The sequence below is a fragment of the Micromonospora sp. L31 genome, from assembly GCF_052068075.1.
Classification (GTDB): domain Bacteria; phylum Actinomycetota; class Actinomycetes; order Mycobacteriales; family Micromonosporaceae; genus Micromonospora; species Micromonospora purpureochromogenes.
The window spans coordinates 326,816-350,994 of sequence record NZ_JBQHDC010000002.1 but is presented as its reverse complement, the minus strand read 5'-3'; the positions used below and the strand labels follow the sequence as shown (position 1 = coordinate 350,994).

Genomic DNA, 24,179 nt, shown 5'->3' with positions numbered 1-24,179 from the left:
CCCCGGCCCGGTGCCGACCGGGCCGGGGCGGGGACCCGTCAGGGGGTGAGGCGGTGCAGGTCGCGGGGGAAGGCGGTGACCTCGCGGACGTTCGCGGCGCCGGCCAGCCGGGCGACGAAGCGTTCCAGGCCGATGGCGAAGCCGCCGTGCGGGGGCATGCCGTGCCGGAACGCGTCGACGTAGCCGGCGTACGGCTCGACCGGCTCCCCGCGCGCGGCCAGCGCCGCCAGGTAGTCGTCGTACCGGTGCAGCCGCTGCCCGCCGGTCACCAGCTCCATCCCCCGGAAGAGCAGGTCGAAGCCGTTGGAGTACGCCGGCCGCCGCGGGTCCGGGTGGGTGTAGAAGGGCCGCTTCGCCATCGGGTACCCGGTGACGAAGAGGAAGTCCGAGCCGTGCTCGGCCCGCGCCCACTCCCCCAGCGCCCGTTCGTGGGCGGGGGCGAGGTCCGGCTCGTCGGCCGGCGCGCCGGCGATCCGCAACGCCTCGGTGAAGTGCACCGCGGGGATCTCGGCCGGCACCTCGGGCAGCCCGACGCCGAGGGTCGCCACCGCCGCGCCGGCCCGGTCCGCCACGCCGGCCAGCATCCCGGCGAGGGTGGCGCGCAGCACGGCCATCACGTCCCGGTGGTCGGCGACGAAGCCCAGCTCCACGTCGAGCGAGGTGTACTGGGCCAGGTGCCGGACGGTGTCGTGCGGCTCGGCCCGGAACACCGGACCGACCTCGTAGACCCGCTCGAAGACCCCCACCATCAGCTGCTTGTAGAACTGCGGCGACTGCGCCAGGTACGCGGGCCGGCCGAACCAGTCCAGCGCGAAGACGTTCGCCCCGCTCTCGGTGGACGAGCCGACCACCTTCGGGGTGTGGACCTCCACGAAGTCACGGGCGTCGAGGGTGGCCCGGAACCCGGCCACCGCCGCCGCCGAGATCCGCAGCGCCGCCGAGCGGGTCGGGTGCCGCAGCGCGGTGGGCGCGTGGTCGAGCTGGGTGGGCAGGGTCGCGGTCAGCGTCGGCCGGTACAGGTCGAACGGCGGCGGCACGGCGGCCGGGCCGAGTGGTCGTACCGTCGGGTCGGTCAGCTCGACCCCGGCGGGCGCCGTCGGGTTCGCGACCACCGTGGCGGTGACCTCGACGACCGTCTCCTCGGTGAGCTTCTCCAGCGCGGCGCGGACGGCCGGGTCGGTGACCACGACCTGGCTCAGGCCGGCGGCGTCCCGCACGATCAGGAAGGCCACCGACTTGAGCAGCCGGCGGCGGTGCACCCAGCCGGCGATCCGGACGGTCTCGCCCACCTGGGCGGGAAGTTGGGTGGAGAGGATGCGTTGCACGGTGGTACCTCCTCGATCGATCGCAACGCGATCCCAGGGAGGTGTGGGCGAGCGGGAACCTCGCGGTGCCACCACACCTTCGCCCCCGCGGGCGGAGGCCTCGTTCGTCGCCTTTTCACCGGGGCCGGCCGGGCGGGCTCTACTGGGCGCGAACGCCGTTCTTCCCGCAGCTCAGGAGGGTCTTCGCGCCCCGGCGCCAGACCGCCTTCCAGCATCCGGCGGCTCTCTGCACTGGCGGGTCGGGGCCCTACTCGGCTCCGTCACAGCTCTGCGGCAGACGCTAGCACCACTCCCGGGACCGGTGTGACGTGGTTTTTCGGCCCCCGGTGTCCGGTGTCACAACATCTGCGGCGTGACGCCGGTCGCCCGCGGTTCATCGACCGCCACCGCCGGGCGTAGTCTCGGTTTCGTGACGATCGAGCACTCCACGCCGACGACCGAGCAGGCCGGCCGCACCGCGACTGCCGCACCTGAGGGGCGGCGGCTGCTGCGGATCGAGGCCCGCAACGCCGAGACGCCGATCGAGCGCAAGCCGCCGTGGATCAAGGTCAAGGCCAAGATGGGCCCGGAGTACACCCAGCTGCGCGGCCTGGTCTCGCGCGAGGGGCTGCACACCGTCTGCCAGGAGGCCGGCTGCCCCAACATCTACGAGTGCTGGGAGGACCGCGAGGCCACCTTCCTCATCGGCGGTGACCAGTGCACCCGGCGCTGCGACTTCTGCCAGATCGACACGGGCAAGCCGGCCGAGTTCGACGCCGACGAGCCGCGCCGGGTCGCCGAGTCCGTCGCCGCGATGGGGCTGCGCTACGCCACCATCACCGGCGTCGCCCGCGACGACCTGCCCGACGGCGGGGCCTGGCTCTACGCCGAGACGGTCCGGCAGATCCACGCCCTGCAGTCCGGCTGCGGCGTCGAGCTGCTGATCCCCGACTTCAACGCGGTCCCCGAGCAGCTCGCCGAGGTGTTCAGCTCCCGTCCCGAGGTGCTGGCGCACAACGTCGAGACGGTGCCGCGGATCTTCAAGCGGATCCGGCCGGCGTTCCGCTACGAGCGCTCGCTGGACGTGATCCGCCAGGCCCGCGCCGACGGCCTGGTCACCAAGAGCAACCTGATCCTGGGCATGGGCGAGGAGCGCGCCGAGGTCTCCCAGGCGCTGCGCGACCTGCACGAGGCGGGCTGCGAGCTGATCACCATCACCCAGTACCTGCGCCCCTCCCCCCGGCACCACCCGGTCACCCGCTGGGTCAAGCCGGAGGAGTTCGTCGAGCTGCGCGAGGAGGCTGAGGAGATCGGCTTCGCCGGCGTGATGAGCGGGCCGCTGGTGCGCTCGTCGTACCGGGCCGGGCGGCTCTACAAGCAGGCGCTGGAGGCCCGCGAGGGCGTCACCGCCGCCGGCTGAGGCCGGCCGACGGCCGCGTCACCGGCCGCCGGCCCCGGTCCGGATGCCATGATCGCAGGCATGACCACCGGGGTACGCCAGGCGGCGCGCGACGCCACCCGCCCGCGCGCGCCCCGGTGGCCCGCGCCGGTGGTGCTCGCCCTGCTGGTCGGCCTGGCCGGGGTGGGGTACCGGCTCGCGTTGCTGCTCGGGGACACCCCGCGCACCAACAGCGACGAGGCGACCATGGGGATCGCCGCGCTGCACATCGCCCGGGGCGAGGACTTCCCGGTCTTCTTCTACGGGCAGGCGTACATGGGTGCGCTGGAGGCGTACCTGGCCGCGCCGCTGGTCGCGCTGGCCGGGCCCTCGGTGCTCGCGCTGCGGCTGCCGCTGCTCGCCCTGTACGCGCTCTTCCTGCTCCTGAGCTGGCGGCTGACCCGCCGCCTCGGCGGGGACCGCTGGTTCGCGCTGCTGGTGGTCGGGCTGCTGGCGCTGGGCGCGGACCGGATCGTCAAGAACCAGCTCATCGCCGGGGGCGGCTATCCCGAGCTGAACCCGATCGGGGCGGGCCTGGCCCTGCTGACCCTCGACCTGGTCGCCGGCCGGCCGGCGGGACGCCGGTGGCGCCTCGCCGGGTTCGGCTTCCTCGCCGGGCTGACCGTCTGGGTCGACCCGCTGCTGCTGCCGTACGTGCTGGCGATCGGGGCGGTGCTCGTCACGATGACCGGACGGGACCTGCGCGGGCGCCACGGCGTCCTGCTGGCCGGGGCCGCGCTGGTGGGGGCGGCGCCACTGCTCGGGTACGGCCTGGCGCACGGCCACAACCCGCTCGCCGCGGCCGTCACGGCCGGCGGCGGGGACGCGGTGGCGAGCTGGGCGGACCGGCTGCACGGCGGGCTGGTGCTCGGGCCGGCGCTGGGCATGGGCCTCTGCTCCCCGGGACACTGCGCGACCTGGCAGCTCTGGTGGGCGCTCGCCCTGCCGCTGCTGCTGGTGCTGGCGGGGTTGTCGGCCTGGCGGACGGTGCGCGCCGACGGCGTGCGGGCAGTGCGGGCTGACGACGCTCGGGCGGTGCGGGCTGACGGCGCTCGGGTGGTGCGGGCCGGCGCGGCGGTCCGGCTCGGGCTGCTCGCCGGGGCGGTGGGCACGCTGGCGGCGTACACGGTGAGCAGCGCCGCCGGGCGGACACCGGTGGAGAGTTCCCGCTACCTGTCCTGCCTGGCCATTTCGCTCCCGGCACTGCTCTGGCCGCTGTGGACCATGGCGCGGCGACGCGGTCCGGTCGACCTCCCGCGACTCGCGGCCGTCGGCGCGCTGGTGGCCCTGCTCGGCACCGCCACGGTCGCCACCGCCGGCGCGCTGGCCACCGTGCCCACGAACCGGGCGGAGGCGCAGCGGCACCGCGCGCTGGTCGAGGCGCTGCGCGAGCGGGGCGTCCGGCACGTGTACGGCGAGTACTGGACCTGCAACCGGCTCACCTACGCCACCGGCGAGGAGATCGTCTGCGCGGTGCTCGACGAGACGCTGCGCCCCGGCTTCGACCGGCTGCCCGCCTACCCCCGCGCCGTCCGCGACTCACCGGCCCCGACCTACGTCGCCCCGGTCGGCTCCCCCCTCGCCCGGCGCCTGGACCGCTCCCCGCCCCCCGCCCGACACCCCCACACGGTCGCCGGCTGGCGCCTCTGGCTCCCCCACCCCTAACCCACCGCCGCGTACTCCTTTGCCGTGCACTCCTCCGCCGTGCACTTTCAGAGAAAGCGTGGCCTCCTGGGCGGAAATAGCCACGCTTTCTCTGAAGGTGCGGCCCCTGGAGGTCAGGGTGGAGGGGTTAGGAGGTTGAGGCGGTGGGCCAGGGCGGCGGCCTCGACGCGGTTGGTGACGTCGAGCTTGGCGATGATCCGGGAGACGTGGACGCTGGCGGTCTTCGGCGAGATGAACAGCTGCTCGGCGATCCGGCTGTTGCTGTGCCCCTCGGCGACCAGCCGCAGCACCTCCTGTTCGCGGGAGGTGAGCAGGTCCGCGCCGGGGCGGCCCCGGCTCGCCCCGCGCAAACCGACCCGGCGGGCCAGGGTGGCGGCCTGCTCGGCCAGCGGGGTCGCGCCCAACCGCTGGGCGATCCCGGCGGCCTCCGCCACCGCCTCGGCGACCTCGTCCCGCTCCCCCGCCGACGCGGCGGCCTCGGCCAGTGCCAGCAGGGCCCGGCCCAGCGGGTACGGCTGCCCGTCGGCCCGCCACGCCGCGACCGCCGTACGCCAGGCCGGCAGCGCGCGACCGCCGGCCGTCAGCAGCGCGGCGACCTGGGCCGCGTGGGCCTGCTCGGCGGGCTGCCGGACGGGCAGCTCGGCGGCGAGCGCGGTGACCGCCGCGGCCAGCTCCCGGTCCTCGACCCGGGCGGCGGTACGGGCGACGGCGCTGAGCACCGGCCACCCCTCGCGGGGCAGGTGCGGCAGGCGGTCGTCGGCCAGCGCTGCGCGGGCCGCCCGGACCGCCTCGACCTTGTCGTCGGCCGCCAGCGCCGCTTCGATCCGCAGTTCGTGCAGGGGCAGCCGGTGGTTCGGCCACAGGTACGGCCGGGCGAGGAAGCCCAACGCGCGGCCGACCAGCTCGTCGGCGGCCGGGTGGGCCCGGGCCAGCCGCAGCCCGGCGCGCAGCTGGAGCCAGTGCAGGCCGGAGACGCCGGGCGGGTCGATCCGGGCCGCATCGGCGCAGGCCGCGTCGGCCTCGTCCCAGCGGCCCAGGGCGAGCAGCGCCTCGGCCTGGTTGGACAGCAGGTACGCCCCGCCGGAGCGGCTGATGCCGACCCGCCGCGCCTCGCTCACCCCGGCGGCGGCCGCGTCGGCGGACTCGGCGTAACGGCCCAGCTCGAACAGCACGTCGGAGAGGTGGACCAGCGCGCTGACCAGCGCCGGGGCGTTGCCGGCGGCGCGGGCCAGCGCCTCGGCCCGGCGCAGCTCGGCCAGGCCGAGGTCCGGGGCCTGGTCGGTGCGGCAGAGCATGGCGATCCGGGTGGGCAGCAGGGCGAGGTCCTCGCCGACCGCCTCGGCGACCGTGCGCGCCTCGGCGGCGACGGCCGCGGCCAGCTGCGGATCGATCTTCACCAGGTGCGCGGCGATGTCGGCGAGGAGTCGGACCCGCTCCGGTCCGTCCGGCACCCCGCCCGCCAGCCGGTACGCCTCGCGCAGCTCGGCACTGCCGTCGCTCTTGCCGAGCAGGGCGAGCAGCCGGCCCCGCCGGTCCAGCAGCCGGGCGGCGCGCAGCGGCGCGGCGTCGGCGTCCACCTCGGCCAGCGCGGCCCGGGTGAGGGTGAGCGCGCGGCTGTAGTCGCCGGCCGTGGTGGCGGCGCCCAGGGTCTCCTCCAGCACCGCCAGGTGGTCCATGCCAAGCCGGTCGGCGGCGTCGGGCACCAGCTCCCACAGCTCCAGCACCCGTTCCAGCAGCCGGCTCTGCTCCGCGTACGCGTACCGTTCGGCGGCGGCGCAGGCCGCCGCGCGGGCGGTGACCAGGGCGCGGGGGTGGTCGTGGGCGGCGTACCAGTGGTGGGCCAGCTCGGCCGGGGCGCGGCCGGCGGCGACCAGGTGCGGCTGCGCCTCGATGGCGGCGGCGTACCGGGCGTGCAGCCGGGCGTGCTCGCCGGGCAGCAGCTCGTCGTGGACGGCCTCGCGGACCAGGGCGTGCCGGAACTCGTAGTCGCCGTCCGGGTCGGCGACTACCAGCTGGGCGGCGACGGCGGCGCGCAGCGCGTCCTCCAGCTCGGGCTCGGGCAGGCCGGCGACCTCGGCGAGGAGCTGGTGCGCGAAGCGGGTGCCGCCGGCGGCGGCGATACGCAGCACCCGCTGCGCGGCGTCGGGGAGCCGGTCGACCCGGGCCAGCAGCAGGTCGCGCAGGGTCTCCGGCAGGGTGGCGCAGCCGACCGGGTCGCCGGCTGCGGCCAGCTCCTCGATGAAGAACGGGTTGCCCTGGGTACGTTCGTGGACGTCGTCGACGGCGCGGGCGGCCGGCTCGGCGCCGAGGATGTCGGCGAGGATCGCGGCGGTGCCGTCCCGGTCGAGGCGGCCCAGCTCGATCCGCTCGACGCTGCGGACCCGGTCCAGCTCGGCCAGGAACGGCCGCAGCGGGTGACCCCGGTGCAGCTCGTCGGTGCGGTACGTGCAGACCAGCAGCACCCGGGCGGTGCGGGCGGCCCGGACCAGGAAGCCGATCAGGTCGCGGGTGGACCGGTCGGCCCAGTGCAGGTCCTCGATCACCAGCACCAGCGGCTGGTCGGCGGCGAGCCGGTGGAACAGCTCCCCGACCAGGTCGAACAGGTAGCCCCGGGGGGCGTCGGAGAGGGCCGGCCCGGCCGGCGCGGCGACGGCGGCGGGCCCCCGGCCCAGCTCGGGCAGCAGGCGGGCGAACTCCGGCTCGTACCCGTCGAAGACGCCGGGACCGTCGCGGCGCAGCACCTCGCGCAGCGCGGCGGCGAACGGCGCGAAGGGCAGGCCGGCCTCGCCCAGCTCCAGGCACTGGCCCACCAGCAGTCGGGCGCCGGCGGCGCCGGCCAGCGCGCCGAACTCCTCCAGCAGCCGGGTCTTGCCGACGCCGGCCTCGCCGCCGACCAGGACGGTGGTGGGTTCCCCGGCCCGGGCGCGGGCCAGGGCGGTGCGCAGCGACCCGACCTCGCCCTGGCGGCCGACGAGGACGGTGCTGGCGGCGCGTACGGTCACGGCACCGAGCATGCCACGCCCGCCACCGGCACCGGCCCCACCGACCGGGCGGTCCGCGACCGCCGCCGCGGTGGGGCCGGTGGTCGCCGCCGGAGCGGTGGGGCCGGTGGTCGCCGCCGCAGCGGTGGGGCCGGTGGTCGCCGCCGCAGCGGTGGGGCCGGTGGTCGCCGCCGCAGCGGTGGGGCCGGTGGTCGCCGCCGCAGCGGTGGGGCCGGTGGTCGCCGCCGCAGCGGTGGGGCCGGTGGTCGCCGCCGCAGCGGTGGGGCCGGTGGTCGCCGCCGCAGCGGTGGCCACGGTCGTCACCGGCGGGCGGCGTCGGTGCGGCCCGGGCGGCTGCGGCGGCTCAGCCAGCTACGGCCGTGCCGGCGCGGCAGGGACCGGGCGAGCCGGGCCGCCTCGGCGTCGGCCTGGAGTTCGGCGGCGTGGCTGCGGTGGATGGAGAGGAGGAAGTCTGCGTCGTTGCCGAACATGTCGGGCTCCTTCGGGGTCGTCGTTCGCTGATGTCGACTTTCCGCGCGAAGGTGCCCCCGGGGCATGGGTGCGCTGCCTGATCTTCGGGCCTGCGCCCTCCTTACCGGGGCCGGAAACGCCCGCTGAGGCGGCGTAAGGTACTCAGCCGGCCGCGGATCATTCGCGGCGGCGGGGACCACTAGACTCTGGGGCATGGCAAAGCCCCAGGAGAAGGTCTCGTTCGGCCAGCGGCTGAAGCAGATCGGGATGGTGTTCCGGTTCACCGCCAAGCAGGACAGGTGGTTCGCGCCGCTGACCGCTGCGGCGGTGCTGATCCCGCTCGCGCTCACCGTGGTCGCGGTGATCCTCTGGAGCTGGATCTGGCTGCCGGTGGGCATCCTGATCACCCTGCTCGCCGTGCTGATCGTGCTCAACCTGCGGTCGAACAAGGCGATGATGAACGCGGCCGAGGGGCAGCCCGGCGCGGCGGCGCAGATCATGGAGAGCATGCGCGGCGACTGGCGGGTCACCCCGGCGGTCAGCTCCACCACCCAGATGGACATGGTCCACCTGGTGATCGGCCGCCCCGGCGTGATCCTGCTGGCCGAGGGGAACCCGCAGCGGGTGCGCGGCCTGCTCGGCCAGGAGAAGCGCCGGCTGGCCAAGGTGATCGGCTCGGCGCCGCTCTACGACTACGTGATCGGCCAGGGCGAGGGCGAGCTGCCGATCCGCAAGCTGCGGACGACCCTGATGCGGCTGCCGCGCAACCTCCAGGGCAAGGACGTCAACGCCCTGGACAAGCGGCTCAAGGCGCTCACCGCCCGCCCGCAGATGCCCAAGGGCGCGATCCCGAAGAACATGCGGCCGCCGCGCGCGTTCCGCCAGACCCGGGGCCGCTGACCCCCGACGTACGCGAAGAGCCGGGCCCCTTCGGGGGCCCGGCTCTTTCGTGCCGCCCGGAGGCGGTGATCCACTCCGTTCCGCCGATACGGCGGGATCCGGACGACCGGGACAGGCCCATGTCGGCGACCTGGAGTCGATCATGCCCCGGAACCGGCCGGCGGCGCGTCAGGGGCGGGTGGGGCGGGGCGCGTCGGTGATCACCGAGCCGGTGAGCCGGTCGTGCAGGCCGCGCCGGTGCTCGTCCATGAGCAGCGCGGGCACCACCAGGGCGAGCAGCAGGCCACGCAGCAGCGCCCGGAGCAGCCCGATCCGGCCGCCGTCGGCCCAGCCGACGCAGCGCACCTTGGTGACGAACATGCCGGGGGTCTGCGCGAAGAGGCCGAGGAAGAAGCCGTACTCCAGGATCAGCACCAGCGGTGGGGCCCAGCCGTCGCTGACCGGGTCGGCGAAGCCGCGGGCGACCAGCAGGCAGAGCACCCAGTCGATCACCAGGGCACCGAACCGGCGGCCGAGGCTCGGCGGGGTGAAGGACGGGTCGGCGGCGGGCGGCACCGGTGCCGCGGCGTGCGGGTTGGTCACGACGGTCAAGGGTAGTCAGCGCCCCGCCGACGGCGGCCGGGGCGGGCGGCGGACGCCGAATCGGCACGTATCGCAGAATCGGGCCAACCGCATCAATTAGCTATACACCCTCCCAGCGGGTATCGTCCGAACGGTGACCCGCCGAGGGCTGAGCGGCGCCGATGACGCTCCGCGAGCGACGTAACACGGCGGAAACAGAGGAGACACGGCCGGGCAACCGCACGGCCATAGCGTCGTCAGTGCCCAGCCACCGGAGTGGACGTGCCAGGAGGACGTGTGTTTGCCAATCCCGAGGAACTCCTGCGATACCTCAAGAACGAGGACGTGAAGTTCGTCGACGTACGTTTCTGTGACCTGCCCGGCGTGATGCAGCACTTCAACCTGCCGGTCGAGTCCTTCGACGACAGCGTCTTCACCGACGGCCTCGCGTTCGACGGCTCGTCGATCCGCGGCTTCCAGGCGATCCACGAGTCGGACATGCTCCTGCTCCCGGACGTCGCGAGCGCCTTCATCGACCCGTTCCGCGCGCAGAAGACCCTCGCGCTGAACTTCTTCATCCACGACCCGTTCACCCGCGAGGCCTACTCGCGGGACCCGCGGAACGTGGCGAAGAAGGCCGAGGCGTACCTGGCGGCCAGCGGCATCGCCGACACCGCGTACTTCGGCGCCGAGGCCGAGTTCTACATCTTCGACTCGATCCGCCACGAGACCTCCGCCCACCAGTCGTTCTACTACATCGACTCGATCGAGGGCGCGTGGAACACCGGCCGTGAGGAAGACGGCGGCAACCGCGGCTACAAGACCGCCTACAAGGGCGGCTACTTCCCGGTGCCGCCGGTGGACCACTACGCCGACCTGCGCGACAGCATGGTCCGCCGCCTCATCGACGCCGGCTTCACCGTCGAGCGCTCGCACCACGAGGTCGGCACCGCCGGCCAGTCGGAGATCAACTACAGGTTCTCCACCCTGCTGCACTCCGCCGACCAGCTGCAGCTGTTCAAGTACCTGATCAAGAACGAGGCCTGGGCCGCCGGCAAGACCGCCACCTTCATGCCCAAGCCCCTGTTCGGCGACAACGGCTCCGGCATGCACACCCACCAGAGCCTCTGGCTCAACGGCGAACCGCTGTTCTACGACGAGACCGGCTACGCCGGCCTGTCCGACACGGCCCGCTGGTACATCGGTGGTCTGCTGCACCACGCCCCGTCGCTGCTGGCCTTCACCAACCCGACGGTCAACTCGTACCGCCGGCTGGTGCCGGGCTTCGAGGCGCCGGTCAACCTGGTCTACTCCCAGCGCAACCGCTCCGCCTGCACCCGCATCCCGGTCACCGGCAGCAACCCCAAGGCCAAGCGGGTCGAGTTCCGGGTGCCGGACCCGTCCAGCAACCCGTACCTCGCCTTCTCCGCGATGATGATGGCCGGCCTGGACGGCATCAAGAACAAGATCGAGCCGCCGGCGCCGATCGACAAGGACCTGTACGACCTGCCGCCGGAGGAGTGGGGCGACGTCAAGCAGGTGCCGGGCTCGCTGCCGGCCGTGCTCGACGCCCTCGAAGCCGACCACGACTACCTCCTCGACGGCGGCGTCTTCACCCCCGACCTGATCTCCACCTGGGTCGGCTGGAAGCGCGCCAACGAGGTCGACCCGGTCCGCCTGCGCCCGACCCCGCACGAGTTCGCCATGTACTTCGACTGCTGAACAGTCGACCGACACCGGCCCGGGCCGGCTCCGCGATTCGCGGAGCCGGCCCGTTCCGTCGTACGGCCCCCTTGATCGACCCCGTTTGCGGCGTGTCGGGGTGTCGGACGACGCGGACACCGCGACACGCCGCAAACGGGGGTGCAGGTCAGGGTCGGGCGGCCGGCGGGGCGAGGCGGCCTCGGCGCCACGCGCGCCAGGCCCGTGCCGCGAGCACCACCACCAGCACGGTCATGGCGATCGCGCCGGGCGCCTTGGTGTACCGGGCCAGGGACGTGCCGTCCGGCAGGGCCAGGAAGGTGGCCACCGCGGCGGGCAGCACGAACCACCCCGTCCGGGTCGCCGACACGGCGAGCAGCAGCAGCGGCCACGTCGCGTACCAGGGGTGGAAGACCGGGGCCAGCACCACCGTGGCGGCCAGCGCGACGCCGGCGGCGTGCAGGGTCACCCGGGGACGGGCCGCCGCCAGCCGGCGTACCCGCTGCCGGACGTCGTTGAGGGCGCGCAGCACGGTCCAGGCCCGCCAGAAGAGCACCACCAGCAGCACCGTGAGCAGGACCAGCGCCACCACCCGGGTGACCGCCACCGCGGCCGGCTCCCGCCCGGCCCACTCGCCGAGGTAGTCCGCGACGATGCCCACGGCGGTGGGCGGGGAGGTCCACTGCTCGGTGTCGCCGCTGCGGGCCAGGCCGGCGAGCCAGCCCAGGCCGAGCCCGGACAGCGCCGAGGTGGCGGCCAGCGCGGCCAGCACGCCGCCGGCCAGCCAGCCCCCGTCCCGCAGCAGCCCACGCGGGGTGTACCGGCCGAGCACCGCCGCGAGGGCCGCGAACGGCAGCACCACCACGGCGGTGGCCTTCACCGTCACCGCCAGGCCGAGCAGCACCCCGGCGACCATCAGCGCCTTCGGCTTGCCGGGCAGCCGGACCAGCACCAGCAGGCCGAGCAGGAGCAGCCCGAGCATCACCGCGTCGTTGTGCGCCCCGGCCACCAGGTGCACCCCGACCAGCGGGCAGGCCAGCGCCAGCCAGGCCGCCCGGGCGGTGGGGACTCCGGCGGCCCGGGCCAGCCCGGGCAGGCAGAGCGCGGCCAGCAGCACCCCGGCCAGCGCGACGAGCCGCAGCAGCACGACGGTGCCGACCAGGCCGCCGCCGAGGGTCGCGGCCAGCGCGGCGAGCAGCATGAAGAACGGGCCGTACGGCGCGGGAGTGTCCCGCCAGATCGGCGCGACCGACTCGACCCAGGGGCAGCCGGCCGCCGCCACCCCCACCTCGTACGGGTGGTGGCCGGCCGCGTACCCCCAGCCCTGGCAGGCGTACGAGTAGACGTCCCGGCTGCCCAGCGGCGGCGCGGCCAGCAGCGGGACCAGCCACAGCCCGGCGGTCAGGTAGGCCCACCGGGTCGACGGGGCGCCTCGGCGCAGCGACCACCAGGCCCCGACCAGCAGCGCCGTGCCGAGCAGCCAGCAGCCCAGCGCCCAGGGAGCGTTTGCGGCGCGCCAGGGGCCGGCGGGCGGGATGTCGGGCAGCGCCCCGCCCAGCCAACCGGCGACGGTGAGCAGCACCGCGCCAAGCAGGCCGGCGTACCGGGCGAGCCGGGCCCGGCCGGCAAGCCCTGGCCCGGCGTCGCTCACCGGCAACCTCTCCTCAGTCCGCGAGGGCCGGCCGGCGGGCCGCCCGAGCCGACCGTACCAACCGGACGGCCACCACGATCACCAACAGCGTCATCAGCGGCGCGCCGGGCATCTTGGTGTACCGGGCCAGGCCGGTGCCGTCGGCCAGCACCAGGAACGACGACACCAGCGCGACCAGCGAGAACCATCCGGTACGCCGCGCGGTGGCGGCCAGCACGGTCAGCGGCCAGATCCAGTACCAGGGGTGGAAGAGCGGGGACAGGGCCACCGTGGCGGCCAGTGCCAGCCCGGCGTGCCAGAGCGGGTCCCGGGTACGGGCCCGCCACCACAGCCACACCAGCAGCACGGCGAGCACCAGCACGCCGATCGCCCGGGTCACCGGCAGCGCGTCGACGTGCGCGCCGAAGAGCGCCGCGACGTACCCGACGGTCTGCCCGACCGCGGTGGACGGCGAGGTCCAGGCGATCACCAGGCTCCCCTGCTCCAGCCCGCTGATCCAGCCGAAGCCCAGGCCCGACGCGAGGGTCGCCGCGACCGTCGCGGCGAGCGCCCCGCCGACCACCGGGCCGCCGTCCCGGATCAGCGTCCGGATCCGGTACGGCCCGGCCATCGCGGCCAGCGCGGCGAACGGCACCACCACCAACGCGGTGATCTTCACGGCGGCGGCGAGCCCGAGCAGCACTCCCCCGGCCAGCAGCGCCCAGCGGCGACCGGGCCGGGATGCCACCACCGCCAGCCCGGCGACCATCATGCCGACCATCAGCGCGTCGTTGTGCGCGCCGGAGATCAGGTGCACGCCGACCAGCGGGGACGCGAGCGCCAGCCAGAGCGCCCGCGGCACCGGAACCCCGCAGCGGCGGGCCAGCACCGGCAGGCACCAGGCGGTCAGCGCCACCCCGGCCAGCGCCAGCAGCCGGAACAGCGCGGCGGCGGCGGTGAGCGAGCCGGTGGCCTTGACGATGGCGCCGGAGATCATGACGAACAGCGGCCCGTACGGCGCGGGGGTGTCCCGCCAGATGTACGAGATGGTGTCCAACCACGGGCAGGGCAGCGCGGAGACGCCCTGCTCGTACGGACTGATCCCGGCCGCGTAGCTCGCGCCCTGGCAGGCGTACGCGTAGACGTCCCGGCTGCCCAGCGGCGGCGCGACCAGCAGCGGGACCAGCCAGAGCCCGGCGGTGACCAGCGCCCAGCGGGCGGACGGCACCCGGTCGCGCAGCGACCACCAGGCCCACGCCATCAGCGCGGTGCCGGCCAGCCAGAGGCCGATGACCAGCGGCCCATGCCGGCCCTGCCAGATGCTGACCGGGGTGGGGCGCAGCGGGGATTCCGGCAGCGCGCCACCGAGGTACGCGGCGACGGCGAGCAGCGTCGAGCCGGCCAGGCCGATCCAGCGCGAGAGGTGGTGAGGCACGTCCGACATGCTGCCAGTACGGTGGTCGCGGACCGGAGGTGGGCATGCGGCGCAGCAGGGTGGTGTGGCTCTCCGCCGGCTGCGCCGCCGTGGCCGGCGCGGTGTGGCTGGCCCTGCCGCCGATGGGTTCGGACCTCTCCGCCCAGGTCGCCCGGGCCGACTTCTTCGCCGCGCACGGCACCGCCCTGGTGGACCTGCGCTGGTACGCCGGCATCCACCCGCTCGGCTACAGCCTGGTCACGCCGCCGCTGATGGCCACCCTCGGGGTGCCCGTCACCGGCGTCCTGGCCCTGGTCGCGGCGGCCACCGCGTTCGCGGCGCTGCTGGTGCGCACCCCGGTGCCCCGGCCCCTGCTCGGCAGCCTGGTCGGGGTGCTCACCATCACCGGCAACCTGATCTCCGGCCGGGTCACCTACGCGCTCGGCGTGGCGTTCGGGCTGGCCGCGCTGCTCGCGCTGACCCTGCCGACGCACGGCCCGCCGGGCCGGCGCTGGGCGCGCCCCGTCCTGGTCGCGGCCGGCGCGCTGCTGGCCTCGGCGACCAGCCCCGTCGCCGGCCTCTTCGTCGGCCTGGCCGGCGCCGCGCTGCTGCTCACCCGCCGGTACGCCGACGGCCTGCTGCTCGGCGTCGCCGCCGCGCTGCCGCTGGGGGTGACCGGGCTGCTCTTCGGCGAGGGCGGCTGGATGAACATCAGCCGCACCGACACGCTACGGGCGGTGCTGACCAGTCTGCTGGTGGCGGCGCTGGTGGCGTACCGGCCGGTGCGGGTGGGGGCGCTGCTGTCGGCGGCAGGGGTGCTGGCGGCGGCGCTGGTGCACACCCCGGTCGGGTTGAACGCCACCCGGCTGGCGGTGATGTTCGCGCTGCCGGTGCTGGCCGCCGCCGCCCGTCCGCCCCGCTGGCTGACCGGGGTGGCCTGGTGGGGCCGAGTGGCCCGCGGCGTGGCGCTCGCCGTGTTGCTGGCGGCGGTCTGCGCATGGCAGCCGCCGGTGGTCGCCGCCGACCTGGGCAGCGTCGACGACCCGACCGCCGCCCGGTCGTTCTTCGCGCCGTTGCGAGCCGAGTTGGCGCGGCGCGGGCTCACCGGCCGGGTGGAGGTCCCGCCGACCCGCAACTACTGGGAGGCGGCCCGGCTCGGCGAGGTGCCGCTGGCCCGGGGCTGGCTGCGGCAGGCCGACATCGCCCGCAACCCGCTCTTCTTCAGCACCGTGCCGGGGGCCACCGGCACGGGCGTATCGCTGACCGCCGAGAGCTACCGGGCCTGGCTCGACGAGTTCGCCGTGCAGTACGTGGCGGTGCCCGACGCGCCGCTGTCCTGGGTCGGCCGGGCCGAGGCCGAGCTGGTCTCCGCCGGCCTGCCGTACCTGACGGAGGTCTGGTCGGACGAGCGGTGGCGGCTCTACGCGGTGGCCGACCCGACGCCGGTCGTGGGCCCGCCCGGCGAGTTCGTCGGGCAGGACGGGGCCTCGCTGACGTTCCGCACGTCCGCCGCCGGCACGGTGCCGGTCCGGGTGTGGCACACCCGCTGGCTGGCCGCCTCCGGCGGCGCCACCGTCGCCGCGGACGGGGACTGGACGACGGTCACCGTGCCGCGCGCCGGCACCTACACGCTGAGCGGGTGACGGACCGCCGGCCGGCGGACGCTGCCGGGTGTCCCCTGCACGCCCTTTCGAGCTGATGTCGTAGACGATTCACGGCGGTAGCGCCGGATCCGTAGGGCGGAAAGCCCGCTGACTCGTCTACGTCATCAGCTCCACAGGGCCGCACGGCCGGCCCGGCCAGGACGGGCCAGGCCGGTCAGCCGGGGTCGCGGCGTACCGGGGAGGGGCGGGCGCGGACGTGCAGCCGCTCCCCCTGCGGACCGAAGAGGCTGAGGATCTCCAGCGGACGGTCGTACGGGTTGCCGAACCAGTGCGGCGTACGGGTGTCGAACTCGGCGACCTCCCCCGCCTCCAGGGTCAGCTCGTGGCTACCGAGCAGCAGCCGGCACCGCCCGGAGAGCACGTAGAGCCACTCGTACCCCTCGTGCACCTGCTGCTCGGGCTCCCCCGGCCGGCCGCCGGGCGGGTAGATCATCTTGTAGGCCTGCACCCCGCCGGGACGGCGGGTCAGCGGCACGATGGTGACCCCGTTGCGGTCCACCGACCGGAGCCGGACCCGGGGGTCGCCGGTCTCCGGCGCGCCGACCAGGTCGTCCAGCGGCACCCGGTGGAACCGGGCCAGCGGGAGCAGCAGCTCCAGGGTGGGCCGGCGGCCACCGGACTCCAGCCGGGACAGGGTGCTCACCGAGATGCCGGTGGCGGCGGAGAGCTGGGCCAGCGTCACGGCGCGCTGCTGGCGCAGGGCCCGCAGGCGCGGCCCGACCGCCGTCAGCACCTCGTCCTGGGCCGCGCTGTCGTCCGCCATCCGTTCGTTTGCCATCTCAGCAACGATACTTGTCGACCCGGGAAGTAACGCGGACGATCCGGGGCATGGGCGGAACGGACCCGCCCGGAGGGGGAACGAGGATGCGGGAGCACCGGATCTACGACGTGGTGGTGGTCGGCGGCGGCGCGGCGGGGCTCAGCGGCGCGCTCACCCTGGGCCGGTCCCGCCGGTCGGTGCTGGTGATCGACGGCGGGGCGCCGCGCAACGCCCCCGCCGGAGGAGTGCACAACTACCTCACCAGCGAGGGCGTCGCCCCCGCCGAGCTGTACGCGACGGGCCGGGTCGAGGTCGCCCGGTACGGCGTCGAGGTGGTCGACGGCACGGTCACCAAGGCGCACCGGGTCGAGGGGCACGACCGGGCCCGGTTCGAGGTGGAGCTGGCCGACGGCGAGCTGGTGCGGGCGCGGCGGCTGCTGGTGACCACGGGGCTGGTCGACGAGCTGCCCGCGATCCCGGGGCTGGCCGAACGCTGGGGCCGGGACGTGCTGCACTGCCCGTACTGCCACGGCTGGGAGGTGCGGGACCAGGCCGTGGGCGTGCTGGCCACCGGGCCGATGACCACCCACCACGCGCTGCTGTTCCGCCAGCTCACCGACGACGTGGTGGTGTTCACGCACACCGGCCCGCCGCTGGCCGCGGAGCAGGCCGAGCAGCTCGCCGCCCGGGGCGTACGGGTGGTCGAGGGCGAGGTGACGGGGCTGGAGGTGACCGACGACCGGCTCACCGGCGTACGGCTGCGCTCCGGGGAACTCGTCGCCCGGCAGGCGCTGGTGGTCGGACCCCGGTTCGCCGCGCGGGCCGACCTGCTGGCCGGGCTCGGCCTGGCGACCAGCGAGTTCGTCGTCGGCGGGCACGTCTTCGGCGACCACGTGGCCGCCGACGCCAGCGGGGCGACCGCGGTGCCGGGGGTCTGGGTGGCCGGCAACGTGACCGACCCGCAGGCCACCGTGATCGCCGCTGCGGCGGCGGGGGTGAAGGCCGGCGCGGCGCTCAACGCCGACCTGATCGCCGAGGAGACCGACCGGACGGTCGCCCTGCGCGCCCGCGCGGGCGCGCACGCCGGCGCACACGACCACGGCGGAACCGGCACGCACGACCACGCCGGAACCGGCACGCACGACCACGCCGGGAGCGGCGCGGATGCCGTGGACGCCGTGGACGCCGAGACGGCGCGGCACTGGGACGAGCTCTACCAGCGGCGGGAGCGGATCTGGAGCGGGCGGGCCAACCCGCACCTGGTCGATGTCGTCGACCCGCTGCCGGCGGGCACCGCGCTGGATCTCGGCTGCGGCGAGGGCGCCGACGCGATCTGGCTGGCCGGTCGCGGCTGGCGGGTGACCGCCGTGGACGTCTCCGCCACCGCCCTGGACCGGGCGGCGACCGAGGCTGCCGCGGCCGGGGTGGCGGCCCGGATCGACTTCCAGCGGCACGACCTGACCCGCACCTTCCCGGAGGGGGTGTTCGACCTGGTCTCCGCGCAGTTCCTCCAGTCGCCGCTGGAGTTCCCCCGGGCCGAGGTGCTCCGGGCGGCGGCGCGGGCGGTGGCGCCCGGGGGCCGGCTGCTGATCGTCGAGCACGGCGAGGTCCCGCCGTGGTCCCGACTGGCCCACCCGCACGTGCGCTTCCCCACCCCGGAGGAGACGCTGGCCGAACTGGACCTAGACCCGGACGGGTGGCGGACCGAGCGGTTGGACGCGCCCCGGCGCGCGGTCACCGACCCGGACGGGCAGCCCGCCACCCTGGTCGACCACCTGGTGCTGGTCCGCCGCCGCTGACGGCGCTCAGGCCTCCAGCACCCGTTCCATGGCCGCTCGGGACCGGCGGGCGGTGCGCAGGTACTCGTCGAGGAACTCGCCGGGGTCGTCGCGGCCGAGCAGCCGGACGACCCCGGCCAGCTCCACGCCGTGCCGGGGCAGCTGGTCGCCGGCGCGGCCCCGGACCAGCATGAGCGCGTTGCGGACCTGCGCGGCGAGCGTCCAGCCGGCGGCCATCCCGGCGGCGTCCGCCGGGTCGACCAGGCCGGCGTCCCGGGCCGCCGCCAGCGCGTCGAGGGTCCGGGTGCCCCGCAGTCGCGGGTACGCCCCGGCGTGCCGGAGCTGGAGCAGCTGCACCGCCCACTCGACGTCGGCCAGGCCACCCCGCCCCAGCTTGGTGTGGGTGGCCGGGTCGGCGCCCCGGGGCAGCCGCTCATGCTCCACCCGGGCCTTGATCCGGCGGATCTCCACCACCTGCTCGCGGCTCAGCCCGTCGGCCGGCCAGCGGACCGGTTCGACCAGCGCCTCGAACTCGGCGCCCAGGTCGGCGTCGCCGCAGACGAACCGGGCGCGCAGCAGCGCCTGCGCCTCCCACACCTTCGACCAGCGGGCGTAGTACTGCGCGTACGCGGCGAGGCTGCGTACCAGCGGGCCCTGCCGGCCCTCGGGGCGCAGGTCGGCGTCGACGCCGAGCGGCGGGTCGGGGGCGGGCACGCCGAGCAGTCGGCGCAGCTCCTCGGCGATGCCGTGGGCGGCGGCGCTGGCCGCCTGCTCGTCCGACCCGGCCGGCGGGTCGTAGACGAAGAGCACGTCGGCGTCGGAGAGGTAGTTCGACTCGTACCCGCCGAGCCGGCCCATGCCGATCACGGCGAACCGCAGTCCGGGAGGCCCCGGGTTGGCGGCCCGCGCGGTGCGCAGCGCGGCGGTGAGCGTGGCGTCGGTGACGTCGGAGAGCGCGGTGCCGACCCCGGTGACGTCGGCCAGGGGCGCGGCCGGCGAGCTCCGCTCCGGGCGCGGGGCGAGCCCGCCGGCTCGGCTGAGCAGGTCGGCGCAGGCGATCCGGACCAGCTCCCGCCGGCGGAGCGCGCGTACCGCCCGGATCGCCTGCTCCGGGTCGGCGTACCGGCCCGCGGCGGCGGCGAAGCCGTCGCAGAGCACCTCCCGGGTACGCGGGGCCAGCTCGCTCTCCTCCGCCAGCAGGCGCAGCGCCTCGGGCTCCCGGGCCAGCAGGTCGGCGGCGTACCGGGAGGAGGAGAGCACCCGGGCCAGCCGGCGGGCCACCGGGCCGGAGTCGCGCAGCAGCCGCAGGTACCAGGGGGTGCTGCCGAGCTTGTCGGAGACCTGGCGGTAGTTGAGCAGGCCGCGGTCCGGCTCGGGGGCGTCGGCGAACTCGCTGAGCAGCACCGGCAGCAGGGTGCGCTGGATGGCGGCGGTGCGGCTGACCCCGCCGGTGAGGGCCTGGAGGTGGCGCAGCGCCCCGGCGGGGTCGGCGAAGCCGAGGATCTCCAGCCGGTGCCGGGCCGCCTCCGGGGTGAGCCGCAGCCCGTCGGCGGGTACCCGGGCCACCGACTCCAGCAGCGGCCGGTAGAGCAGCTTGGCGTGCAGCCGGCGTACCTCGGTGGCGTGGGCGACCCACTCGGCGCGGAAGCTCTCCACGGCGCTGCGGCCCGGCGTGGCGGTGCAGCCGAGCGCGGCGGCGAGCCAGCGCAGCGCGGCCGGATCGGTCGGCACGGTGTGGGTCCGGCGCAGGCCCTGAAGCTGGAGCCGGTGCTCGACCGCGCGCAGGAAGCGGTACCCGCGCAGCAGCGCCTCGCCGTCGGCGCGGCCGACGTAGCCGCCGGTGACGAGCGCGCGCAGCGCCGGGATGGTGCCGGGCACCCGCAACGACTCGTCGCCGCGGCCGTGCACCAGTTGCAGCAGCTGGACGGCGAACTCGATGTCGCGCAGCCCGCCGGGCCCGCGCTTGATCTCGCGTTCCAGCTCCTTCGGCGGGATGTTGTCGATGATCTTGCGGCGCATGGACCGGACGTCGGAGACCGCCTCGGGCCGCTCGGCGGCGGTCCAGACCAGCGGGGCGAGCGCCTCGATCCACTCCCGCGCGAGGGCCAGGTCGCCGGCGGCCGGCCGGGCCTTGAGCAGGGCCTGGAACTCCCAGGTCCGGGCCCAGCGCTGGTAGTAGGCCAGGTGGCTGGCGAGGGTGCGCACCAGCGGTCCCCGGTTGCCCTCCGGGCGCAGCGCGGCGTCCACCGGCCAGGCGACCAGCCCGCAGACGCCGATCAGCCGGGCGGCGACCGTGGTGGCGACGGTCAGGTCCGCGTCGTCGGCGGCCACGAAGATGACGTCGACGTCGGAGACGTAGTTCAGCTCGTCGCCGCCGCACTTGCCCATCGCGACCACTGCGAGCCGGGGCCGGGGTGTGCCCGCGGGCAGCTCGTCGACGGCGATCTCGTACGCCGCCGCCAGGGTCGCGTCGGCCAGCGCCGAGAGCGCGGCCATGGTCTGCTCCAGGCCGCGCCCGCCGGTCAGGTCGGCCGCCGCGATCCGCAGCAGCGCCAACCGGTACGCCTGCCGCAGCACCGCCACCGGCGGGGTGGCGGTGGTCAGCCGGCCGGCGGCGGCGAGGTCCAGCCGGCCGTCGGCGGTGGGGGCGAGCCCGTCCGGGGCGGTGGCCAGCACCGCCCACTGCTCCGGGTTGGCGACCAGGTGGTCGCCGAGCGCCGACGAGGCGCCGAGCACGGCGACCAGCCGGCGGCGCAGCCCCGGGTCGGCGTGCACCGCGTCGAGCAGCACGGGCGGCTCGACGGCTCGGCGCTCCGCCTCGACCAGCCGGTGCAGCTGGCGCAGGGCCAGGTCCGGGTCGGCGGCCCGGGCGAGCGCACCCAGCAGCTCGGCGGCCGGCTCGTCGACCGGCTCCTGCTCCTCGACGCGCCACAGCCCGAGACCGTCCGGGCCGAGCAGGTCGGCCGCGCGGGAGCCGCCGTCCCCCTGCGCCGTGCCGAAGCCGTACCGGGCGAGCCGCCCCCTGGCCGGTCTGGTCATCTCACTGCCCGAGCAGCGGCAGGCTGCGCCGAGGGGTGTCGTCGTCCAGCTCGCCGAGGGCCAGCGCGGCGAAGCGGACGGCGAACGGCTGCCAGACCTCCTCCACGTCGGCCATCACCCGGTCGCAGGCGGCGACCACCAGCTCCGGGTCGTAGCCCAGCTCGGCCAGCACGTCGGAGTCGCGGGCCCAGTCGGCGATCATCGCGGTGTCGCACTCGATGTGGAACTGCAGCCCCCACGCCCGGTCCCCGAGGCGGAACGCCTGGTTCGGGTAGCGGGTCGAGGCGGCCAGCAGGGTGGCGCCCCGGGGCAGCTCGGTGATCTCGTCGGTGTGCCACTGGAGCACGTCCGGGATCAGCGGCACGTACCGGAACAGCGGGTCGGCGTCGGCGGCGTCCCGCTTGCCGACCACGCCGGGGCCGATCTCCGGCCCGGACGGGCTCCGCTCGACCAGGCCGGCGTGCGCGGTGGCGAGCAGCTGCCCGCCGAGGCAGACCCCGAGGGTCGGCACCCGGTACCGGACCGCCTTGCGCAGCAGCCCCTCCAGCGCCGGGAACCAGGGCGCGCCGGGGCTGCCGTCGGGCAGCGGGTACGCCTGCTGCTCACCGCCGAGCACCACCAGCGCGACGTACCCCTCCAGGTCGGCGGGGAGCGCGTCGCCGGCGTGCGGGCGGAGCACCCGCAGGTCGAGGCCCCCCTCGGTCAGCCACTCCCCCAGCCGGCGGAGGTCGTCGGTCGGGTCATTCTCGATCACCAGCGCGGTCGCCACGGTGTCGAGGCTATCGGGTGCGCCGGCGCCGACCCGGAACGGCTCGGCCGCTCCCGGCGCCGACTAGGCTCGGCCGCTGTGATCACCGACGAATGCCTGCGCCCGCCGGTCCTGCGCCCCGGTGACACGGTGATGCTCGTGTCGCCGTCCGGCCCGACCCGGCCCGAGCGGGTGGCCCGCGGCGTCGAGCTGCTGACCGGTTGGGGGCTGCGCCCGGTGCTGGCGCCGAACGCGTACGCCCGGCGGGGCTACCTGGCCGGCGACGACGCGCTGCGCGCCGCCGACCTGAACACCGCCTTCGCCGACTCCGAGGTGCGCGGGGTGATCTGCACCCGGGGCGGCTACGGCGCGCAGCGGGTGGTCGACCTGCTCGACATGGCCGCCGTACGCCGGGACCCGAAGGTGGTCGCCGGCTTCTCGGACATCACCGCGTTGCAGTTCGCGCTCTGGCGGGGCGCCCGGCTGGCCGGCGTGCACGGCCCCGGCGCGGCCTGGCTGGATGAGCGCCTCCCGCTGCGCTCGGCGGAGTCGCTGCACGCCGCGCTGATGACCACCGAGCCGGTGACCGTCGCCGCCACGCCGGACGAGGAGACCTTCGCCGTCCGGGTGCCCGGCCGGGCGGTCGGTCCGCTGCTCGGCGGCAACCTCTGCCTGATCACCGCCTCCATCGGCACCCCGGACATGCCCGACCTGACCGGCGCGGTGCTGCTGATCGAGGAGGTGCAGGAGCCGCCGTACAAGGTCGACCGGATGCTGACCCACCTGCGCCGGGCGGGCGTGCTGGACGGCGTGGCCGGGGTGGCGGTCGGCCAGTTCACCGAGTGCGCCGACGGCTGGGACACCACGGTCACCGACGTGCTCACCGAGTGCCTGGGCGAGCTCGGCGTCCCGGTCCTCGGCGGCCTCCCGGTCGGCCACGGCGTCGGCCAGCTCACCGTCCCGGTCGGCACCCGCGCCACCCTCGACGCCGACGCCGGCACCCTCACGGTGGCCCCCGCCGTCCGCTGACCGGGTGGGATTTTCAGCTGGGTGACAGGGTCGGCACGGGTGCGGCCCAGGTTTGGTGGTCACTGTCGGTGAGGTCATCGCACCAACCACCGATCACTGGAGGACTGATGTCGCGCACGATGTCGAAGAAGCACCTGCTGGCCGGGCTCGCCGCCGCCGGAGTGCTCGGCGTGGGGATCGCCGCCCCGACGGTGGCCTTCGCCGAGGACGCCACCCCGTCGCCCAGCGCCAGCAGCAGCGCCGATCAGGGCACCGACCGGCAGCAGCGGAAGGCCGACCGCCAGGGCGAGTTCGCCGAGGCGCTGGCCAAGGAGCTCGGCGTGCCCACCGAGAAGGTGACCGCCGCGCTGGAGAAGCTGCGCGAGCAGCGCAAGGCCGACCGCCCGGAGCGCCCCTCCGCCGAGGACCGGCAGGCGGCGCTCAAGGACCGGCTGGCCCAGGCGGTCGAGGACGGCAAGCTCACCCAGGAGCAGGCCGACGCCATCACCAAGGCCGCCGAGGCCGGCGTCTTCCCGGGCCCGGGCGGCCGTGGCCGCCACGGCGGCATGGGTACGACCGGCAGGTGACCCGGGTGGCCCCGCCGTCCCCCTCCCCCCGCCCGTCGGTCTCCTCCCGGCCGGCCGACCCCGGCGGGGCCATCCCCGTACCCGATCCGACCGCGCCCGACGTGGTCCGCCCCGGCGGCGCTGCCGGGGCGGACCGGCGGGCGGCTCAGGCCCCGGCGGGCGGCGCGAAGACGCCGAAGTGGTTGCCGGCCGGGTCGAGCAGGTGGGCGAAGGTCAGGCCGTTGTCGTTCGACTTCAGCGGGACCAGCACCTTGCCGCCGGCCGCCTCGGCCCGCCGGCAGGTGTCGGCCACGTCGGCCACCTGCACGTAGAACACCGCGTAGTTCGGGCCGGCCCCGCCGGTGGCCCGGATCGCACCCTGGATCGACCCCTCCGGCCCCGGCTCCACCACCCGGTACGACGTCTCCGGGCTGCCCTGTTCGGTGAACGCCCAGCCGAACACGTCGGTGTAGAACCGCCCGGTCTCCTCGGGCCGGTCGGTGCCGACCTCGAACCAGCTGACCGCGTTGGTGATCGTGGACATGTGTCGC

General features: G+C 75.7%; 18 protein-coding genes and 1 pseudogene. 9 read left to right on the top strand and 10 right to left on the bottom strand.

All coding sequences use genetic code 11. The annotated features are described in order from the left end of the window. Positions 1 to 38: 38 nt before the first annotated feature. The gene (aspS, locus tag ACTMS9_RS08205) at positions 39 to 1,325 is read right to left on the bottom strand and encodes an aspartate--tRNA(Asn) ligase (protein WP_441164601.1); all 1,287 of its coding nucleotides are present in this window, start codon (positions 1,323 to 1,325) and stop codon (positions 39 to 41) included. Positions 1,326 to 1,734: 409 nt separating this feature from the next. On the opposite strand from aspS, the gene lipA reads away from it, so the two are divergent. Both lipA and ACTMS9_RS08195 read left to right on the top strand, forming a co-directional pair. Continuing rightward, the gene (lipA, locus tag ACTMS9_RS08200; protein WP_088960998.1) at positions 1,735 to 2,724 is read left to right on the top strand and encodes a lipoyl synthase; all 990 of its coding nucleotides are present in this window, start codon (positions 1,735 to 1,737) and stop codon (positions 2,722 to 2,724) included. 60 nt (positions 2,725 to 2,784) lie between these two features. Then, entirely contained in the window at positions 2,785 to 4,407 is a 1,623-nt protein-coding gene (locus ACTMS9_RS08195; RefSeq protein ID WP_441164600.1) for a hypothetical protein, read from the top strand. A gap of 113 nt (positions 4,408 to 4,520) precedes the next feature. On the opposite strand, the gene ACTMS9_RS08190 is transcribed toward ACTMS9_RS08195, so the two are convergent. Both ACTMS9_RS08190 and ACTMS9_RS08185 read right to left on the bottom strand, forming a co-directional pair. Next, positions 4,521 to 7,703: a helix-turn-helix transcriptional regulator gene (locus ACTMS9_RS08190; protein WP_441164599.1), complete on the bottom strand. Its 3,183-nt coding sequence runs from the start codon at positions 7,701 to 7,703 to the stop codon at positions 4,521 to 4,523. 5 nt (positions 7,704 to 7,708) lie between these two features. Next, complete coding sequence (locus tag ACTMS9_RS08185) at positions 7,709 to 7,879, bottom strand: hypothetical protein (protein WP_210779766.1); 171 nt, start codon at positions 7,877 to 7,879, stop codon at positions 7,709 to 7,711. Between the two features lie 193 nt (positions 7,880 to 8,072). Between ACTMS9_RS08185 and ACTMS9_RS08180 the strand changes: the two genes are divergently transcribed. Further along, entirely contained in the window at positions 8,073 to 8,759 is a 687-nt protein-coding gene (locus tag ACTMS9_RS08180) for a DUF4191 domain-containing protein (protein WP_441145433.1), read from the top strand. A gap of 168 nt (positions 8,760 to 8,927) precedes the next feature. Here the strand turns inward: ACTMS9_RS08180 and ACTMS9_RS08175 are convergent, their stop codons facing one another. Beyond that, the gene (locus tag ACTMS9_RS08175) at positions 8,928 to 9,341 is read right to left on the bottom strand and encodes an RDD family protein (RefSeq protein WP_441145435.1); all 414 of its coding nucleotides are present in this window, start codon (positions 9,339 to 9,341) and stop codon (positions 8,928 to 8,930) included. 276 nt (positions 9,342 to 9,617) lie between these two features. On the opposite strand from ACTMS9_RS08175, the gene glnA reads away from it, so the two are divergent. Next, complete coding sequence (glnA, locus tag ACTMS9_RS08170; protein ID WP_441145437.1) at positions 9,618 to 11,042, top strand: type I glutamate--ammonia ligase; 1,425 nt, start codon at positions 9,618 to 9,620, stop codon at positions 11,040 to 11,042. 148 nt (positions 11,043 to 11,190) lie between these two features. On the opposite strand, the gene mptB (ACTMS9_RS08165) is transcribed toward glnA, so the two are convergent. Further along, the gene (mptB, locus tag ACTMS9_RS08165) at positions 11,191 to 12,678 is read right to left on the bottom strand and encodes a polyprenol phosphomannose-dependent alpha 1,6 mannosyltransferase MptB (protein WP_441164598.1); all 1,488 of its coding nucleotides are present in this window, start codon (positions 12,676 to 12,678) and stop codon (positions 11,191 to 11,193) included. Between the two features lie 7 nt (positions 12,679 to 12,685). Further along, positions 12,686 to 14,095, bottom strand: a complete 1,410-nt coding sequence (mptB, locus tag ACTMS9_RS08160; RefSeq protein WP_441145441.1) for a polyprenol phosphomannose-dependent alpha 1,6 mannosyltransferase MptB — start codon at positions 14,093 to 14,095, stop codon at positions 12,686 to 12,688. Positions 14,096 to 14,130: 35 nt separating this feature from the next. Between mptB (ACTMS9_RS08160) and ACTMS9_RS08155 the strand changes: the two genes are divergently transcribed. Next, complete coding sequence (locus ACTMS9_RS08155; RefSeq protein WP_441145443.1) at positions 14,131 to 15,708, top strand: hypothetical protein; 1,578 nt, start codon at positions 14,131 to 14,133, stop codon at positions 15,706 to 15,708. A gap of 175 nt (positions 15,709 to 15,883) precedes the next feature. Here ACTMS9_RS08155 and ACTMS9_RS08150 read toward each other — a convergent pair whose 3' ends face one another. Further along, positions 15,884 to 16,507, bottom strand: a complete 624-nt coding sequence (locus ACTMS9_RS08150) for a helix-turn-helix domain-containing protein (RefSeq protein ID WP_441164597.1) — start codon at positions 16,505 to 16,507, stop codon at positions 15,884 to 15,886. Positions 16,508 to 16,593: 86 nt separating this feature from the next. Between ACTMS9_RS08150 and ACTMS9_RS08145 the strand changes: the two are divergent. Both ACTMS9_RS08145 and ACTMS9_RS08140 read left to right on the top strand, forming a co-directional pair. Beyond that, positions 16,594 to 17,547, top strand: a pseudogene (locus ACTMS9_RS08145) (NAD(P)/FAD-dependent oxidoreductase); the annotation flags it as partial. Between the two features lie 111 nt (positions 17,548 to 17,658). Continuing rightward, on the top strand, positions 17,659 to 18,288 hold the full coding sequence (locus tag ACTMS9_RS08140) for a class I SAM-dependent methyltransferase (RefSeq protein ID WP_441164714.1): 630 nt from the start codon (positions 17,659 to 17,661) through the stop codon (positions 18,286 to 18,288). A 6-nt stretch (positions 18,289 to 18,294) separates the two neighbouring features. Here ACTMS9_RS08140 and ACTMS9_RS08135 read toward each other — a convergent pair whose 3' ends face one another. Together ACTMS9_RS08135 and ACTMS9_RS08130 are read right to left on the bottom strand one after the other, a co-directional pair. Next, complete coding sequence (locus ACTMS9_RS08135; protein ID WP_441164596.1) at positions 18,295 to 21,306, bottom strand: bifunctional [glutamine synthetase] adenylyltransferase/[glutamine synthetase]-adenylyl-L-tyrosine phosphorylase; 3,012 nt, start codon at positions 21,304 to 21,306, stop codon at positions 18,295 to 18,297. 1 nt (position 21,307) lies between these two features. Continuing rightward, positions 21,308 to 22,075 (bottom strand): type 1 glutamine amidotransferase, encoded by a 768-nt coding sequence (locus ACTMS9_RS08130; RefSeq protein ID WP_441145451.1) that lies wholly within the window; start codon positions 22,073 to 22,075, stop codon positions 21,308 to 21,310. 78 nt (positions 22,076 to 22,153) lie between these two features. Here ACTMS9_RS08130 and ACTMS9_RS08125 point away from each other — a divergent pair, with 78 nt between their 5' ends. Together ACTMS9_RS08125 and ACTMS9_RS08120 are read left to right on the top strand one after the other, a co-directional pair. Then, complete coding sequence (locus tag ACTMS9_RS08125; RefSeq protein ID WP_441145453.1) at positions 22,154 to 23,083, top strand: S66 peptidase family protein; 930 nt, start codon at positions 22,154 to 22,156, stop codon at positions 23,081 to 23,083. Between the two features lie 107 nt (positions 23,084 to 23,190). Beyond that, positions 23,191 to 23,649, top strand: a complete 459-nt coding sequence (locus ACTMS9_RS08120) for a hypothetical protein (RefSeq protein ID WP_441145455.1) — start codon at positions 23,191 to 23,193, stop codon at positions 23,647 to 23,649. Positions 23,650 to 23,794: 145 nt separating this feature from the next. On the opposite strand, the gene ACTMS9_RS08115 is transcribed toward ACTMS9_RS08120, so the two are convergent. Then, a complete protein-coding gene (locus ACTMS9_RS08115) occupies positions 23,795 to 24,172 on the bottom strand; it encodes a VOC family protein (RefSeq protein WP_441164595.1) in 378 nt (125 codons plus the stop codon). Positions 24,173 to 24,179 lie beyond the last annotated feature (7 nt).

Bases quoted from the DNA above. Each gene is read 5' to 3' on its own strand.
- ACTMS9_RS08155 (WP_441145443.1), top strand. From the start codon at position 14,131: ATGCGGCGCAGCAGGGTGGTGTGGCTCTCCGCCGGCTGCGCCGCCGTG.
- ACTMS9_RS08150 (WP_441164597.1), bottom strand. From the start codon at position 16,507: ATGGCAAACGAACGGATGGCGGACGACAGCGCGGCCCAGGACGAGGTG.
- ACTMS9_RS08195 (WP_441164600.1), top strand. From the start codon at position 2,785: ATGACCACCGGGGTACGCCAGGCGGCGCGCGACGCCACCCGCCCGCGC.
- ACTMS9_RS08185 (WP_210779766.1), bottom strand. From the start codon at position 7,879: ATGTTCGGCAACGACGCAGACTTCCTCCTCTCCATCCACCGCAGCCAC.
- ACTMS9_RS08135 (WP_441164596.1), bottom strand. From the start codon at position 21,306: ATGACCAGACCGGCCAGGGGGCGGCTCGCCCGGTACGGCTTCGGCACG.
- ACTMS9_RS08180 (WP_441145433.1), top strand. From the start codon at position 8,073: ATGGCAAAGCCCCAGGAGAAGGTCTCGTTCGGCCAGCGGCTGAAGCAG.
- ACTMS9_RS08115 (WP_441164595.1), bottom strand. From the start codon at position 24,172: ATGTCCACGATCACCAACGCGGTCAGCTGGTTCGAGGTCGGCACCGAC.
- ACTMS9_RS08120 (WP_441145455.1), top strand. From the start codon at position 23,191: ATGTCGCGCACGATGTCGAAGAAGCACCTGCTGGCCGGGCTCGCCGCC.
- mptB (WP_441145441.1), bottom strand. From the start codon at position 14,095: ATGTCGGACGTGCCTCACCACCTCTCGCGCTGGATCGGCCTGGCCGGC.